This window comes from Streptomyces sp. 3214.6 (assembly GCF_900129855.1).
Taxonomy (GTDB): domain Bacteria; phylum Actinomycetota; class Actinomycetes; order Streptomycetales; family Streptomycetaceae; genus Streptomyces; species Streptomyces soliscabiei.
The window spans coordinates 9,064,429-9,077,168 of sequence record NZ_LT670819.1 but is presented as its reverse complement, the minus strand read 5'-3'; the positions used below and the strand labels follow the sequence as shown (position 1 = coordinate 9,077,168).

Here is a 12,740-nt window from a genome sequence, read left to right as displayed (position 1 = left end):
GTGGGAAGCGCGCGACGCCGACCGTGCCGCTCAGCGCGGCAGGATGCCGATGACCTGGAGCAGCACCATGACGAAGATGCCGACGATGAGGACGAAACCGATCTCGGAGATGCTCATGGTGGTCTTCTACCCGGAGTGCTCGGCTTCCCACGTGCTGCGGAACGCCTCGGCTTCCGCGGGTGTGACGTCTTGGCCGTCGAGCAGCCACCAGTGCCGCCCGTCGATGTAGTGGTCCCGGAAGTTGGTGGCGGTGCCGCCGACGTTGATCTGGTCGATCTCCTTCACGAGGCGGCCATTGCAGTACGTCTCTCGCCGGATCACGGGCGCCACTCCTCCCGGTACCCGGGCCGGTCCGCGTAGGGCAGGGCGAGCAGCTCGATCGCGCGGCGCAGGGAACTCACGGAGCCGGTCAGCCGGTCGTAGGACGTCAGGGCTGGGCCTGAGTCGTTGAACGCGGAGACGGCCTCCTCGTAGGCGCACACGAGCTGCCGCTTGGCGTCGATCTCGCGCAGCACCCGAGCCGGATCCCACTCCGCGATGTGTCTCCCGGTCGCCGGGTCCATGAAATCCTGCGACCCCACCGCGACCATCGTGTGCTCGCGGACCGTCTCGACATACTGGCCGTCGTACCACCACTCGCCGCCGAGCTCCAACCCTTCCAGTTCCTCGGCCGCCGCCCGCGCGATCCGGTCGTCCTCGTCGAGCTGGGCGCGCAACCACTGCACCAAGTCGTCCATGGGGTCATACTCCCGAGAGGCTCGGCAGTGCGGGGATCATCTGGGCCAGCCACCCGTCCGGCTTCGTGGTGAACGTCGCCGGTGCCGAGGTTTCCCACCAGGACCGGACCGCGGTACTGGAGACGGGCTGCTGGGTGCGCTTGTCGAAGTACTCGACAGGCCGTTCCCCGGTGTGCCGTACGGTGACGCGGCCGCGCTTGCAGCCGTCGGAGTAGTCGTTCCAGTTCACGCGGACCTCGGACCAGAGCAGCTCCTGCATGCCGCCGGTGGACACCCCCTCCAGCCGCCGGTGGGAGAAGTGCGCCTGCGCGGCCATGCTGATCGAGTTGCGGACCGCGTCCCGCTGCCGCCACAGGAAGTAGTTAGCGACCTCGACCGGGTCGGACAGGGTGAACACGCGGGCGTCGAACAGGGCGCGGCGGCTGGGCCGGCGCTCGTTGAGGACCGCGGTAGCGAGCGAGGCGGCAGCGCTGAGCTGCTTTGCGACGACGCCCCCGAACCAGGGCTCGGTGCCTTCGCTGGCGAAGTCGGTGGCGAGGACGCTGATCTCGTCGGACTGGGTGTACGCGAAGTCGCTGCCGGTGATCTCCGCGCAGAGGGCTTCGGCGACGGCGTCCATGTCGGCCATGAAGGTCTCGTCGAAGGGCTTCTCGGCGCCGCGCAGGTAGGTGTGGAAGGCGCGGCCGTCGACCCGGAGCACGGTGTAGGTGCGGCGCGGCAGGACGGCCCGGTAGGCGGCCTCGTGCCGCTTCATCCGGTCGCCCAAGGCGGTGCGGTCGGTCATGGCTAGGCTTCCTTCGGGTCCAGGACGGGGAGCGCCGGCGGCCACTGCGACGCCAGGTGGGCCATCTCGAGGTGCAGCTGCTGGCGGCTCGCCAGCCGGGCGATGGCCTCTTCGTCTTCGGGCGCGCAGCCGTACAGGGTCCGGTGAACGATGCGCTCTCGGACGTTCGTCGGGACGTGCTCGGCTTCCATCGCTTCGTCCATCGCCGTGAGCATCTGGTGCAGCCATTCGAGTTGCGCGTGGTACATCGGATCTTGGGCGAAGAGCTCTCGCGCCAGCAGCTGGCGGCTGAGGTAGGTGTGCAGCGCTGCCTCTACGAGGTCAGGGCGTTCGGTCATTGCAGTCTTCTCTCAGGAGGTTCGAGTATCGGGACGATGACGCAGCGGCTCGGCTCCCCTGGCATGTTCAGCCACCCCACGCTGGGCATGGCGCACGTGATGGTGGCGGGGTGGCGGGCGACGTAGTCGTAGACCTTCGCGAGCCCCTCCATGTGCTCCTCGCAGACGAGGGAGAACTTGCCGCGCGGGGCCAGAAGCCACGCGATGTGCCAGGTCGCCGGGCTCGGGCAGGGTGGGTCGGTGGCGAACGTGCGGGAGTGGCAGCACAGTTCACCGTCCGACGCGCGGCTGGCGAGCTGCGGTGTCCTCACGGCTTGACCACCGGCGGCTCGTAGAAGTGGGCGCGAACACGGCGCAGCCATGCTTCGACGGCGGCCTCGTCGGGCCGGTCGGGGAGCACCGAGCGGTTTTCGTCGAAGGCGGCCTCATACTCGGCCAGCAGCGGGTGCGCGGCTGCGGAGTCGGCGGCGACCCGTTCGCCGAAGTCGTGGTATTCCTGCGGGTCTTCGACGCGGATGGTGAGCCGGCCGGTGGTGTACAGCTCCAGGCCCTGGTGGCAGAGCCGTTTCAGGTGCCGGGCGTGCTTGGCGGTGCGTTTGCGGGTGTCGGCGGAGAACGAGCCGTCGCCGCGGGTCTCCAGTCGCCGGAACTGCTGGGTGGCGTAGCCGAGGTAGGCGTCCCGAACTCGCTTCGCCGACAGGAAGGCGCTCCGTAGGCCGATCAGCTCGTTGCCCAGGGGTGCGCGGACCTCGTAGAGCTCGCCAGGCAGCCAGACGAGCTCCATGACGGTGGGGTTGCCGCCGAGGGCGAGTCGGCACCACTTCGCGGCCTCGTGCAGGGTCCGGTCCGGGCTGGTGGTGACGTACGACTCGGTGGGCTGGTGGAGGCCGTGCAGCTGCTCGGTGGGCGTGGCGAAGATGCCGAGCCGGTCCACGTCGGAACCGGGCCGGTCGAGCCCGTACGCGGTCGAGCCGACGATCCCGGAGAGCAGAACGTGCAGGACGGAGGGCGCGTCAGCCACGGTCGGCCTCCTCCTGCTGCGCCCCGCCACCGGCAGGCGCGTCGGCGTCGGGCCGGGGTCCGGCAAGGGCGTCACGCACCTCGGTCAACAGCCGGTGCGCCTGAGAGTGAGGCAGGACTCGGCTGCTCCAGTCCTTGGTCAGGGCGCGGACGCGGCGCAGCGTGGCGGTGGCCTCGTCCACCTTCGCGCGCAGCGCTTCGTCTTCGGAGTCCGTTTCGCCCCGCGTCTCGTCGTCCGCCCGACCCGGCACGACGGCAGCAGACTCGGCAGCCAGGCGGCGGCCGGTGTCGCGTAGCGCGTCGGCGACGTCCTCGCGGGTGGTGCACGCATCGCAGGCTGTCTTGCCACAGCCCTCGTTCATCGCCTCCACGAACTCGGCAGCCGCGCGCCATTCGGCCGTCCGGTCTGCGGGCTCGGGCAGCACCAGGTTGGCGGGCGCGTCCAGCGCCTCGCACATGCTGCATCGGAACGCGGTCCGCCCTACCTCGCCGCGCGCCAGAATGCACGTCTCACGGTGCAGATCTCGCACCCGCTTCAGCTTGGCGGTGAGCGCTGATGCTTCGGCAGGTGAATTCAAGCGCTCCCGCACCCACTGCGCGTCGGACTCGGCAACGTGCGCGCCTGCCGAGCGAGCCACGGTGATCTGCACGGGCTGCCCGTCACCGTCGCGTTCGGCGGCCACCCAGGCGCTCCAGGGCTGGCTACCTCCGGTCGGGCTCTGGTGCCCGTCGGGGCAGTGGGGGCAGCTCTGGCCGTCGAACTGAGCAGATAGCGCCGTCTGGTCGGTGGCGGGCACCCGCACAGTCGCGGCGTCCGGGTCGTGCAGACGCGCCTCCTCCGCCAGCCACTCCGGCCAGCTGCCCAGCCCCTCATCGCAGTGCTGCCCGTACGGCTCGATGTGCGGGATCGCGTGCCCGTCCACGTGGATCCGACCGGCCACATAGGCGTGCACACGGCCAAGCTGGCTATCAGGGGCGGCCCTGTAGGTCAGGGTGATCTCGGACGGCACAAGGGTGCCGGGCCCGTACTGGTACGGGAGTTCCGGCAGCCCGCGGACGGCGTAGCGGACGGAGCGAGCGATCGGGACGCGGTCGACGGCGGTCTGGTCAGTCACAGTCGGCCTCCTTGCTTGTGCTGGGCGATGTGGGCGTGGGCGGCCGTCATGCAGGCCTGCCACCCCGGGCGGTCGAGGATCGATGAGCGCGCGATGAGCATCGGCACACCGCTGCTGCCGCAGGGCTGGCACGAGGCGCTCCAGGCGCGGCCGGACGGGGCCGTGCTGAAGCCGACGGGCGGGAAGGTCGCGGGCCGGACCTGAAGGGGTGCGGTCACTCGGATATCAGCTCCAGGTCGAAGAGGGCCGGGGCGGTAGACGGGGGCGGCGTGCGGCGCGGTGCTGGTTGCTCGGCGGCGGCTGGGGGCTCCGGCTCGGCGCGGCGGCGTTCGGGGCGGGCGGGTGCCGGTCCGGTCTTGGAGCAAGGGCAGCGGCACCACCACACGCAGGGTTCGCCGCCCGGGCGGAGGATGAGCCGGGCAACGGTGTCGCCCCGGTGGTCGTGAACCCAGTCGATGTTGTCGCAGACGTCGGGGCGGCCCTTCTGCCGGTGCATGCACCACTCGCAGCGCCCGGCAAGGCAGTTCCAGCACGTGCCCCGCTCGCACATCGACCAGCGCCAGAAGCCCCAGGCGTAGCCGCGGTCGATGTGGTGGAAGGCCTCGGTCCACACGTGCTCGCGCACCCACGCGCCCTGTTCCTCGCTCATCGGTGAGGGGTTGGGTACCGGGTCGACCAGGCCGAGGTGAAGCATGCGGTGCATGCACAGCGACTGGACGCCAGCGATGACCTTGCGCTCGGCGTCCGTGAGCTTGCGCTGAGGCCGGCGCAGCGGGGCGCTCACCGCGGGCTCCTGTTGTCGGGGTGCCAGGCGCGGCGGCTGGTGATGTGCCAGACCCGGTCGTCGGCGGGGCAGCGGTAGACGCGCCGTTCAGTGGCCCGCCGCCCCTGACGAAGATCCTTGTTGATCAGGATGTTGGTGAGAGCTCGCTGCGCCCAGGCCTGCGTGGGATAGCGCCCGTCCTTCTTGCACCGACACTTGGAATCCGGTCTGCGGCGGGCTGCATCCTGCGGCAGTCTCAGGTGCTCGAGGAAGTGTTCGGCGGCCGAAGGCGTGGTTGCCAGCCAGCGCGGTGTGCGGTTCCCGGCCGGATGAAGGACGTAGGCGTGGACCGAGCGATCCGGCACGGCGGTGGCCATGACGGCGGCCCCGTCCGGGTGGAACGCTTCGATGCGCGCCCGCTCTGCGGTCCGCAGGAAGGTGACTCTCCATCCGGCGCGGTCGGCGAGCGACTGGATGCTGGTCAGCCGCTGGTGTGGAGGTGTCTCGGAAACCGCGGGGACGGCGGGCGCAGTGACGTCTTTGTCTTGGAGTTCCGCCAGTGCGGCGTCCCGGGCGGCGGCCTCCTGCGGTGTGAGGATGGCGTCTCGGGCCAGCGCACGCCACGGGCCCGGCGGCCGCGGCATCGGCGCGGTCACCGCTCCGGCTCCTGCCGGATGGCTCGCTTCGGCGTCCCGAACCTCTCTTTGAGCTGTGCGGCCATGACCTCCTCGGTGCGGCCGCCCATGAGCAGGATCTTCATCGGTGGCAGGCCGAGCTCGGCGACCTGGACCACGATCGGCTCATCAGCCATGAGGCGCGCCATGTTCTCGCCGGACAGGCCAAGCACGACAACCGCCTGACCAGCCGACTCCCGAAGAAGTGCCTTGATCATTCGCCGGTCACCTCCGCGTTGTCGGCGAGCTGGAGGCCGGCGCGCTCGCAGAACTCGGTGAGGGCCATGTCGCCGCCGTACGTCTCGCCGGTGTCGAAGATGGCGACGCGGCCGTCGGGGAACTGCGTCCACTGCTCGCTGTCTTCGGTGTCGTAGGCGTCGACGGTGCCGATGCCGGAGCGGTAGCGCAGGTACAGGTACTGGCCGTCGACGGTCCAGGCGTTCCACTGCGAAGGGACCGCGAGGCAGGTGCGCACCACGCGGGCCAGGATCAGCGGCCGGTCCGGCCGCAGCGGCAGCAGCCCGCAGCCGGCGTCTCCCCCAGCGCATCGCACTCCGCGACGGGTAGCGACGTGGACGTGTTCGCCGGCCTTCACCGCCTGGTCGGCGATCGCCGCGGTTATGGCCGTCTTCCCGGTCTGCTTGGCCGCGGCCGTGACGAGGCGCTTCTGCCACTCAGCAAGACCGGGGCGCACGTGTTCGTCGACCCAGGCCAGGAAGAGGCTCTGCTGCTCGCGCGCGTGGTGCCGCTCCAACTGTGCGAGGGCCCGGTCGACGTCGGGGTATGGGCGGTAGTTCACGACTCGCCTCCGGTGCGCTGGAACACCCAGTCCTTAGGGCCACGGTGGATGGCCCGGTATTGGCCGGAGCCTTCGCGGGGCGGCCCGGGCAGGCTGACGCAGAACCTGTGCAGCTCGCACCGCATCAGGGCGTCGTCGAGACGCTCACGCAGCGGATGCCGGATGGTGAAGCCGTCGTCGAACTGGACGATGTGCTCGGTCTCGCGATCCAGCAAGATGGCTGTGATGGCGTAGGGCCGCGCACAGCCCGCGTCGGCGCAGGCGATCGTGCCGTCGGCGGCGCGCTGGAGGGTCTCGCCGCAGCCCAGCGGGCAGTACCCGGTGACCGGCAGGTGTGTGGTCACGGTGTCGTTCCTTCCTGGTCGTTCTTCCCGGCGCGGCCCCAGCGCTTCTCCACTTCGTCCTCGGTGACGGGGACTTCGCGGTACGGCTTCTCCGGCAGGGCCTCGCCGGTCTTGAACGCCCACCAGCCGGCGCACACCATGGCTCCGAGGGGCAGACCGCGGAACATGGCGGTCGGGGTGTAGGCGCCGAACGCGGAGATGGGCAGGCCCTGGTGGCAGAAGAACGGCTCGTCGTCGGGCAGCTGCACGCCGTTGGCCTCCAACTCGGGCGAGCCTTTCCGGAAGGCGCAGTCGGCGCACGGAGTGCGCATCACGCCCGGCGGCCGGGGTGCTCGTTCGGCGGGCCCGCAGGGCTGGTCGGTGAGGCCGGTGCCCGAGCAGTGGATGCAGCGTTCGCGGCCCTGGCCGTCCTCGCTGGGCTCGATCCCGCCGACGCAGAACGGGCACTTCCACGGCCAGATCGACAACTCGCAGGTCACCGGTCCTCCTCGCGCGCCAGCGCCCGGTCGAGGCGCTCTTCCCAGTCCGGGGCGAAGATGTCGAGGATGCTCAGTCCGGGCCCAAACCGGTACAACTCCTGGCCGGGCGCGAGTTCGAGCCTGGCGGGCGACTGGCGGAGCCACTCCATGCCAATGCGCCACCGCTCGGTGGCCTCCAGGTCATACCAGTCGCCGTCGTACCCGTCGGGTCCCGAGTTGGGGAACTGGTCGGTGATGGAGAACGAGGTGACGACGGGTTCGTCGTCCCGTTCGCGGAGCAGGGCGATCACGTCGTCCCAGCCCTGATCCGACCACTTCACTTCGCTGCCAGGGTCGTCTCGGTACGGCAGGCCGCGCCGGAAGATACCGGTGTCGATGCCGGTCTGCATGACGTCGGCGAGCCAGGCCCGGTTGGGGCCGTCGACCCAGGCGTGCAGTTCGCACTGTCCGTGCAGCCGCGCGGCAAGGCGCACCTGCTCGTTGCCGAGGAGCAGTGCCGTGTTGAGGGTCAGCTCGAAGGTGTCGATGCGACGTCCCCGGTGTTGCATGACCGGGGTGCGGTGCGGCTCGTCGTTCAGGAACCCGAGCCGGTACGCGGTGGCGAGGGGCATTCCCGGCCCCACGCGGGCGGCGTGCTCCGCAACGTAGTGGCCTGGGCCGACGAGGCTGAGCAGCCGGTCGAGCCGGGTCGAGTGGTCGAGGTCGAGCATGCCGACGGCGAGGTCTTCGACGAGGCCGCTCATCCAGGCTCGCTCGGAGCCCTTCAGCTCGGCTTCCCGGGTGGGGCTGTGGAAGTAGACGCGGCTCACGGGGTGGTGCCTTTCGCGGTGGCTAGTACTGAGGTGCTGCGGGCATCCAGGAGTCCGGCCTCCCAGGCGACGGCGACGGCGCGGGCGGTGCAGTGGACGCCGAGCGCCCGGTGAAGTCGCTTGCGGTGGGTGCGGACGGTCTCGGGGCTGATGCCGAGCGCGGTTGCGGTCGCCCTGCATCCGAGGCCCTGCGCGGAGCACTCCAAGATCTCGGTCAGGCGCGGCGGCAGTGGGTGCAGGGGCCGCTGCCGGACGACCACGAGATGGCCGTGCAGATACGCGTAGTGGACCAGACCGGCCTGCTGCCCGCCCATGATGCCGAGGCGCTTGGCCAGTCGCTGGGTCCGGGACTTCACGCAGGCATCCGAAACGCCGAGAGCCCGGGCGATGCTGGCGGTCGTTCGCCCACGCGAGTACCCGAGGACGATCTCAAGGTCGCGTGCGCTCAGCCGTTGGGGGCGGCTGGTGGTCGGGGCGCCGGTCACAAGCTGCGGCCTTCCAGGAGGGTGTCCGCCACGGACTGGATTGCTGCGCGGGCGGCGGCCATGTTCTGTCTGGGGGTGTCGGGCGCGCCGAGCTGGGCCCGCAGCACGGCGAGCGCCTGGCGCATCGGCTCGTCAAGCTGGAGCACGAGGGTGTCGCGCTCCGGCGCAGCCGGTGTCGCGGGCGGCTCGGGATCCGGCACGGCGGCCGCGGCCTCGGCGGCGCGCTGGCGCTGCTCCGTCTCGATCTCGTCGATGTCCCGGAGGATCGTGTCCTTGCCGACCCCCAGACGAGCACCCATCTTTCTGGCGCTGATGCCTGGCTCCTGGCGGCGCAGTTCCTCGACCATGGCGCGGCGCGCGGCGATGGTGAGTGGCGCGGGCATGTTCACTGGCTCGTTCCTTCGGAGTCGGTGTCGTGCGCTGGCGCATCGGCGGCCCACCGGCACAGTTCGTTGATGGCGCGCGACGGCTCGTCGGCAGGCGCCGCGCCCTTCAGCTCGGCGTCGATCTGGTCGCGGATGTGCGCCAGCAGAGACGCCCTGCGCGCCGCCTCGCGGGAGCCGAAGCTGATCCGGCTGCCCTCCCGCAGGTTGAGCACAGCGTCGAGGGTGGTGCCGAACAGCTGCGTCAGCACGACGGCTTCGTCCAGGCGCATCGGCCGGGATCCGCGCTCGATCTTCGCGATCGTTGTCTGGAGGAACCTGAGGCCCTGCTCCGTCACAGCGTCGGCAATCCTCTGCTGCGAGAGTCCGGACGCGATCCGCGCGTCACGGAGCCACTTCGCGAAGGTCGTGCCCGTGTCCTGGGATCCGGCCTCGGGAGTGGACTCGCCCTCGGCCGGCTGGTGGCCGCCGCTGGTGTCCTTCTCCCGTCGCAGAGACGCGGCCTTGGACCGTGCCCTGTCGGCCGCGTCTCCCCAGCCAGGCCCGAGTTCGTGATCGTCGCCGAGCGCGTTGATCTCGTCGGCGAACCTTTCGAGGGCATCTGCCCGGTCGAGGCGGCGGAGCTCGGCGACGATGGTCTCGGTCGACGGCATGTCGGTGTCGACGAAAGGAACGTCGGGGTCCATGAAGGCGGCGGCCCACACAGACCAGCCCTTCGCGGCACCGACCTCACGGACTTTCGCCGCCCACGCGCGCAGCAACTCGCTCTCGCTGGCCTCGACCACCGCTTCCGGCGTCTCCGGCGCGCCGCCGTTCCGTGATGTCCACTGCCGGACGATCTCCAACAGCGTGTCCCGGGCGCTCACCGACGTACCTCCGTCTCGCCCTCGAAGGGCTCCAGCAGGTCGAATGCGGCGGAGTGGTCTCCCGCCAGGTATCGCTGGGCGTAGTCGCCGATGCGGGCCCGGGGCAGCACCCCCCGCTGTTCGGCGATGAACCCGTCGTCGTCCCAGAGGCCGGGCCGGTAGTCGCCGAGGGCGCTGCTGCCGCTCTGGTCTGCGCGGTCCAGGCGCGAGCGGGGGAATCCGTACGCCAGCGCCTCAGCCCGCGTCCACGCCCCGGTCGGCCCCTCTGCGATGCCCGACCAGCCGACATACAGGTCCCGGTCTGGTGCGGCCTTCACGATCAGGCAGCGCAGGCGCGGGTTCCGGTCCGCCTTCTCCTCGGCGAGCTCGTCACGCAGCCGGGCGACCTCGGCCTCGGTGTCGAGCAGGCGCCGCAGCACGGCTGCCACCCGCTCCCCCATGTACGCGGCGAGGTTGAGGCAGTACCAGTCTTCTCGCTGCGTCGTGTGGTCGTGGTCGCGGCGGTCCTGGACCGACTTGCCGAAGGACATGAGCAGTCCGGCGCTGGCTGGCTTCCAGCCATCCAGTTGCTCTGCGAGTTTCGCCCGCTGCTCCGGCGTCAGCTCGTCGTCGGCGCTCACTGGCCCTCACCGCCCGCGTTGCCGATGAGGAAGGCGACGGCCTGCTTGGCGGACATCAGCCCGTTGCGGGCCCTCACCTCGTTCTGGACCCGGTCGGCCTCGGCCGAGTAGCCGTGCTCGGCGAGCAGGGCGGCGGCCCGCGTGCCGGACACGATGGTCCGGTCCTTCACGGCGTCAGCGACGAGCTTGGCCGCCGGGACGGTAGCGATCCGCGCCGCCTCCAGGGCTGCCGTACGTGCCCGGTGGAAGTCGCGGCGCTCGCGGGTGCCGCCGTGGCTCGTGCACGGCGCGCCAGCTACGGCACCGCAGCCGTCAGGGGATGGCGGGCAGGCGATGGTGCGCGGTGACGGCGTGGGGCCGGTGCTCATTCCGGATCACCGCCCTTCGGCCGAGGCTTCACGCCTGCGGCCTCGTACCAGGCGGCGAACTCAGGCGTTCCCATGCCGGTTTCAGCCCCGTCGACCGGCGCGCTCATGGCGGTTGCGGCGGCCAGCGCGAGCGTCGCGTGCAAGAGCCCCTCGGTGGCGAGCGCCCCGCCAGCAACCGGATCGGCACCGTCGCCATAGGTGAAGTGGTGCGCCATCCCGGCGAGGCGCTCGGCCTCGCGGTAGTGCTCGGGTCCGGTGGCCATCAGTCGTTCTCCTTCGGGGTGCAGCGGGGCGCGCCCGGGCAGGGGCCGAAGCCGTCGTGCTGGGAGCACTGGAGCTGCGACGGGTACGGGCCACCGTCCTCCGCCGGATCGACCAGCTCGGAGGCCTTCCGCATCCCGGCCTCGTACTCCTCGCGCTCGTAGCGGCCGAACCGGTCCCGGCGACTCCACGAGTCGTCGGTGATGTCCTGAGCGGCCTCGGTGACCGCGCGGCCGCCGATGGCCTGCTGGTAGCGCAGGTAGGTGTCCTCGGCGAGGGTCCGGCGCAGGTGCTGGTCGACGTCGGCCGGGCTGGCGTCGAACCGGCCGGGCAGCGCGACGGGCGGGGCGGGCTCGCGGACGGTCGCGGCGCGCGCCACCCAGGAGGCGATGACGGCGACCGTCGCCCACTCCCAGCGGGACAGCCAGTCGATGATGACCCGCTCGTACGCGCCGAGTTCGACGCCGGCGGCCGTGAGGGTGTCGCTCAGGACGGAGGCCTGCTCGGGGAACTCCATGAAGCCGTCCGGGCGCTCGTCGACCGGGGCGGCCGGGAGCTGCGGAGGTGTATGGGTGGTCATGGTCGGGGTCCTTCTTCTCGTGGGTGGGGTGCGCCGTCGTCCTTGCGGTCCCAGTCGTGGCCGAGGGGCTCCAGACACCAGCAGCGGCGGTCGTCGGGGGTGCCGACCATCAGGGGCCGGCGGGTGGTGGACGGGTCGCGGTTGTCGGTGAAGGTCCGGCGTCGCCATTTCGCGGCGGCTGAGTCCTCCGCTGCGGCCTGGGCGCGTACGCGCTTGGGGTCGGCCACTGTCAGTCCTCAAAGCCGGGAAGTCCGCGGGTGTCGAGGCCGAGCGGGCTGGATGCGGCGTGGGCGTGGTCGAGGGTTGCGGCCAGCAGCGCAGCAGCCTTGGCGGCGTTTTCGACGGTCTGACGCAGATGGGCGACGGCGTGGCCCGGGTCACCACCGCCGTCGACGGTGACGCGCCCCTCCTTGTGCGTGCGTTCCACGGGCCGCAGGGTCTGCTCGATGGCCTGTGGCAGCATCCGCGCCAGGTAGGCGAGGGCGCCGATCGCGTCGTAGGCGTGCGGCGGGTACTGCCAGTCGTCGCCGGTGGAGATGGTGTCGTGGTTGAAGGCGCGGACCAGGTCTCCGGCCTTGGACATGGTGCGGGCGGGCGTGGTGGTCATGAGGGCGTGTCTCCTGGAATGTCGAGTAGCGATTCGACGGCGCGTACGGCTTCGAGGTCGAGGACCTGGCGCAGAAGCAACGCCTGCTCGCGGGTGAGGCGGGGGCGCGCGGCGGCGCGCACGGGGCGCTTCATGAGCACCGGAACGTCGAGGCGGATGCCGAGCACCGTGCCGTCGGGGCCGTAGGCGATCTCGTAGCCGGACGGGGTGATGTACCAGGCCTCGTACGCTTCGGCAGGTTGCCCTGCGCGCGACGCCTGCACGGCGAGCAGCCCGGCCACGGCGGCGGGTGGGCCGGTCCGGTACCGGTCCATGGAGCCGTTCAGCATCGGGCAGACGGCGACGGCGTAGTCCAGGCACTCGGGGTGCATGCCGGGCTCGTCGACGTATCCGACGGCGCTGTCGGCAGGCCGGACGACCAGCCCGATGCGGCGTCCCAGCGGCTGACGGCAGAACTGGCACAGCCGGTGCTTGATCGCCTGAATGCGGCGGACCGGGAAGTTGACGCCGAAGTAGGGCCGGCCGTCGAACCAGCCGGTGATCCACGGGACGGCCAGTCCGCCGTGGCGCGGCAGGGCTGCCGCGCGTGCGGGCGGGCGGACCGTTCGGGAGCGGCGGGGCTTCGGCATGATCGGTTCTCCGGTGTGGGCCCGGCGGCGGGAAGCGAGTCGGTGCGCCGTGGCGCGGTCGCGTGTCCGGCCGCCGGGC

The 12,740-nt window shown here is 71.2% G+C and carries 24 protein-coding genes; all 24 read right to left on the bottom strand.

The window, feature by feature from the left end:
* Positions 1-126 precede the first annotated feature (126 nt).
* The 24 genes from B5557_RS41010 to B5557_RS40900 all read right to left on the bottom strand — a co-directional run bounded on the left by B5557_RS41010 (position 127) and on the right by B5557_RS40900 (position 12,661).
* A complete protein-coding gene (locus B5557_RS41010) occupies positions 127-321 on the bottom strand; it encodes a hypothetical protein (RefSeq protein WP_079664272.1) in 195 nt (64 codons plus the stop codon).
* Positions 318-737 (bottom strand): DUF6221 family protein, encoded by a 420-nt coding sequence (locus B5557_RS41005; RefSeq protein ID WP_079664271.1) that lies wholly within the window; start codon positions 735-737, stop codon positions 318-320. Before B5557_RS41005 ends, B5557_RS41010 begins: the two co-directional genes overlap by 4 nt.
* Before the next feature lie 4 nt (positions 738-741).
* Positions 742-1,521, bottom strand: a complete 780-nt coding sequence (locus B5557_RS41000; protein WP_159424495.1) for a tRNA(His) guanylyltransferase Thg1 family protein — start codon at positions 1,519-1,521, stop codon at positions 742-744.
* Positions 1,522-1,523: 2 nt separating this feature from the next.
* Entirely contained in the window at positions 1,524-1,859 is a 336-nt protein-coding gene (locus B5557_RS44045) for a hypothetical protein (protein ID WP_159424494.1), read from the bottom strand.
* Positions 1,856-2,170: a hypothetical protein gene (locus B5557_RS40995; RefSeq protein WP_079664269.1), complete on the bottom strand. Its 315-nt coding sequence runs from the start codon at positions 2,168-2,170 to the stop codon at positions 1,856-1,858. Before B5557_RS40995 ends, B5557_RS44045 begins: the two co-directional genes overlap by 4 nt.
* Positions 2,167-2,880, bottom strand: coding sequence for a nucleotidyltransferase domain-containing protein (locus tag B5557_RS40990; protein ID WP_231976160.1), 714 nt, complete (start codon positions 2,878-2,880; stop codon positions 2,167-2,169). Before B5557_RS40990 ends, B5557_RS40995 begins: the two co-directional genes overlap by 4 nt.
* Positions 2,873-3,994: a hypothetical protein gene (locus B5557_RS40985; protein WP_079664268.1), complete on the bottom strand. Its 1,122-nt coding sequence runs from the start codon at positions 3,992-3,994 to the stop codon at positions 2,873-2,875. The genes B5557_RS40990 and B5557_RS40985 overlap by 8 nt, the downstream gene beginning before the upstream one ends.
* A gap of 214 nt (positions 3,995-4,208) precedes the next feature.
* Entirely contained in the window at positions 4,209-4,778 is a 570-nt protein-coding gene (locus B5557_RS40980) for a DUF6248 family natural product biosynthesis protein (protein ID WP_079664267.1), read from the bottom strand.
* Positions 4,775-5,413 carry a hypothetical protein gene (locus B5557_RS40975; RefSeq protein WP_079664266.1) on the bottom strand — a complete coding sequence of 213 codons (639 nt, stop codon included), beginning with the start codon at positions 5,411-5,413 and terminating at the stop codon, positions 4,775-4,777. Before B5557_RS40975 ends, B5557_RS40980 begins: the two co-directional genes overlap by 4 nt.
* Entirely contained in the window at positions 5,410-5,649 is a 240-nt protein-coding gene (locus tag B5557_RS40970) for a hypothetical protein (RefSeq protein WP_079664265.1), read from the bottom strand. The genes B5557_RS40975 and B5557_RS40970 overlap by 4 nt, the downstream gene beginning before the upstream one ends.
* Positions 5,646-6,230: a hypothetical protein gene (locus tag B5557_RS45525; RefSeq protein WP_231976159.1), complete on the bottom strand. Its 585-nt coding sequence runs from the start codon at positions 6,228-6,230 to the stop codon at positions 5,646-5,648. The genes B5557_RS40970 and B5557_RS45525 overlap by 4 nt, the downstream gene beginning before the upstream one ends.
* The gene (locus tag B5557_RS40960) at positions 6,227-6,574 is read right to left on the bottom strand and encodes a DUF6085 family protein (protein ID WP_079664264.1); all 348 of its coding nucleotides are present in this window, start codon (positions 6,572-6,574) and stop codon (positions 6,227-6,229) included. Before B5557_RS40960 ends, B5557_RS45525 begins: the two co-directional genes overlap by 4 nt.
* Positions 6,571-7,053, bottom strand: coding sequence for a hypothetical protein (locus B5557_RS40955; protein WP_079664263.1), 483 nt, complete (start codon positions 7,051-7,053; stop codon positions 6,571-6,573). The genes B5557_RS40960 and B5557_RS40955 overlap by 4 nt, the downstream gene beginning before the upstream one ends.
* A complete protein-coding gene (locus tag B5557_RS40950; RefSeq protein ID WP_079664262.1) occupies positions 7,050-7,862 on the bottom strand; it encodes a hypothetical protein in 813 nt (270 codons plus the stop codon). Before B5557_RS40950 ends, B5557_RS40955 begins: the two co-directional genes overlap by 4 nt.
* Entirely contained in the window at positions 7,859-8,218 is a 360-nt protein-coding gene (locus B5557_RS40945) for a response regulator transcription factor (protein ID WP_231976158.1), read from the bottom strand. Before B5557_RS40945 ends, B5557_RS40950 begins: the two co-directional genes overlap by 4 nt.
* Before the next feature lie 125 nt (positions 8,219-8,343).
* Positions 8,344-8,736: an HTH domain-containing protein gene (locus B5557_RS40940; protein WP_159424493.1), complete on the bottom strand. Its 393-nt coding sequence runs from the start codon at positions 8,734-8,736 to the stop codon at positions 8,344-8,346.
* The gene (locus B5557_RS40935; protein WP_079664259.1) at positions 8,733-9,596 is read right to left on the bottom strand and encodes a helix-turn-helix transcriptional regulator; all 864 of its coding nucleotides are present in this window, start codon (positions 9,594-9,596) and stop codon (positions 8,733-8,735) included. Before B5557_RS40935 ends, B5557_RS40940 begins: the two co-directional genes overlap by 4 nt.
* Positions 9,593-10,216 (bottom strand): hypothetical protein, encoded by a 624-nt coding sequence (locus B5557_RS40930; RefSeq protein WP_079664258.1) that lies wholly within the window; start codon positions 10,214-10,216, stop codon positions 9,593-9,595. Before B5557_RS40930 ends, B5557_RS40935 begins: the two co-directional genes overlap by 4 nt.
* Complete coding sequence (locus B5557_RS40925; protein WP_079664257.1) at positions 10,213-10,584, bottom strand: zinc finger domain-containing protein; 372 nt, start codon at positions 10,582-10,584, stop codon at positions 10,213-10,215. The genes B5557_RS40930 and B5557_RS40925 overlap by 4 nt, the downstream gene beginning before the upstream one ends.
* Positions 10,581-10,847: a hypothetical protein gene (locus B5557_RS40920; RefSeq protein ID WP_079664256.1), complete on the bottom strand. Its 267-nt coding sequence runs from the start codon at positions 10,845-10,847 to the stop codon at positions 10,581-10,583. Before B5557_RS40920 ends, B5557_RS40925 begins: the two co-directional genes overlap by 4 nt.
* Positions 10,847-11,425, bottom strand: coding sequence for a hypothetical protein (locus tag B5557_RS40915; RefSeq protein ID WP_079664255.1), 579 nt, complete (start codon positions 11,423-11,425; stop codon positions 10,847-10,849). Before B5557_RS40915 ends, B5557_RS40920 begins: the two co-directional genes overlap by 1 nt.
* On the bottom strand, positions 11,422-11,652 hold the full coding sequence (locus B5557_RS40910) for a hypothetical protein (protein ID WP_079664254.1): 231 nt from the start codon (positions 11,650-11,652) through the stop codon (positions 11,422-11,424). The genes B5557_RS40915 and B5557_RS40910 overlap by 4 nt, the downstream gene beginning before the upstream one ends.
* 2 nt (positions 11,653-11,654) lie before the next feature.
* Positions 11,655-12,032, bottom strand: a complete 378-nt coding sequence (locus tag B5557_RS40905) for a hypothetical protein (RefSeq protein WP_079664253.1) — start codon at positions 12,030-12,032, stop codon at positions 11,655-11,657.
* Entirely contained in the window at positions 12,029-12,661 is a 633-nt protein-coding gene (locus B5557_RS40900) for a hypothetical protein (protein ID WP_079664252.1), read from the bottom strand. The genes B5557_RS40905 and B5557_RS40900 overlap by 4 nt, the downstream gene beginning before the upstream one ends.
* Positions 12,662-12,740 lie beyond the last annotated feature (79 nt).

Excerpts from the sequence above, each read along its gene's own strand:
- B5557_RS41005 (WP_079664271.1), bottom strand. The coding sequence starts at position 737 with ATGGACGACTTGGTGCAGTGGTTGCGCGCCCAGCTCGACGAGGACGAC.
- B5557_RS41000 (WP_159424495.1), bottom strand. The coding sequence starts at position 1,521 with ATGACCGACCGCACCGCCTTGGGCGACCGGATGAAGCGGCACGAGGCC.
- B5557_RS44045 (WP_159424494.1), bottom strand. The coding sequence starts at position 1,859 with ATGACCGAACGCCCTGACCTCGTAGAGGCAGCGCTGCACACCTACCTC.
- B5557_RS40970 (WP_079664265.1), bottom strand. The coding sequence starts at position 5,649 with ATGATCAAGGCACTTCTTCGGGAGTCGGCTGGTCAGGCGGTTGTCGTG.
- B5557_RS40925 (WP_079664257.1), bottom strand. The coding sequence starts at position 10,584 with ATGAGCACCGGCCCCACGCCGTCACCGCGCACCATCGCCTGCCCGCCA.
- B5557_RS40920 (WP_079664256.1), bottom strand. The coding sequence starts at position 10,847 with ATGGCCACCGGACCCGAGCACTACCGCGAGGCCGAGCGCCTCGCCGGG.
- B5557_RS40915 (WP_079664255.1), bottom strand. The coding sequence starts at position 11,425 with ATGACCACCCATACACCTCCGCAGCTCCCGGCCGCCCCGGTCGACGAG.
- B5557_RS40905 (WP_079664253.1), bottom strand. The coding sequence starts at position 12,032 with ATGACCACCACGCCCGCCCGCACCATGTCCAAGGCCGGAGACCTGGTC.
- B5557_RS40900 (WP_079664252.1), bottom strand. The coding sequence starts at position 12,661 with ATGCCGAAGCCCCGCCGCTCCCGAACGGTCCGCCCGCCCGCACGCGCG.